1 protein-coding gene is annotated in these 686 nt (G+C 71.3%); it reads right to left on the reverse strand.

Going from position 1 to position 686, the window contains the following annotated elements:
- Positions 1 to 119 precede the first annotated feature (119 nt).
- A partial coding sequence (locus QN345_RS19650) for a hypothetical protein (protein WP_323509190.1) occupies positions 120 to 686 on the reverse strand: 567 nt, incomplete at its 5' end.

Raw genomic sequence — 686 nt, forward strand, 5'->3', positions numbered from 1 at the left:
CATCCCGTTCTTGTTCGCCAGCCGACGCCAGCGCGATCCGGCCGACACCGTCAGCACCCTGCGGGCGGATGCCGCGCCGCAGGAACCCGAGGCGCACTGACTGCCGGCCGAGCCGAGGCTCACCTCTGGGACTCCCCGGCGCCGAGCGGTTCGCCGGCGCGCCAGTAGTTGAGGCTCAGCGCGCCCCCGACGAGGAAGAGGACCGCTCCACTGAGGACAGTGGCCTGGAAGAACGGCTGCTCCTCGAAGGCGAGGGCGATCCAGCATGCCCCGAGGAAACCGCCGCCGAGGCCGCCGAGGCCGGCGAACCAGAGGTCGAAGCGCCAGCGGTATGGCATCCACCGCCAGAATCCCTGCGCTGAACCGCCGGAGGCCGCCTCGGGATGGACCCACACCCAGGCCAGGTAGAACGACTTCTTGATCAGGGAGGCGAGCATGGTCGCAAGGAGGCCGCCCGCGATCACGCCGTAACTGCCGAGGAAGAGCCAGACCGCGGTCGACTGGTCTCCGCGCAACCCGTCCGGCCAGCCCCCGGCCATCATGCTGCGCACGGGCATGGCGATCAGGGCGACCCAGGCCGCCAACGGGAGCAGGAGCCACAGCGCATGCGCCCAGAGCGCGAGGGTCCGGTCGGCACCCGTCGCCGGCGTTGGCCGATCAGGACGCCCGCGACAACGAGACCCGCA

Origin of the sequence: Cryobacterium sp. 10I1, assembly GCF_035019805.1 — a bacterium.
Taxonomy (GTDB): Bacteria; Actinomycetota; Actinomycetes; order Actinomycetales; family Microbacteriaceae; genus Cryobacterium; species Cryobacterium glucosi.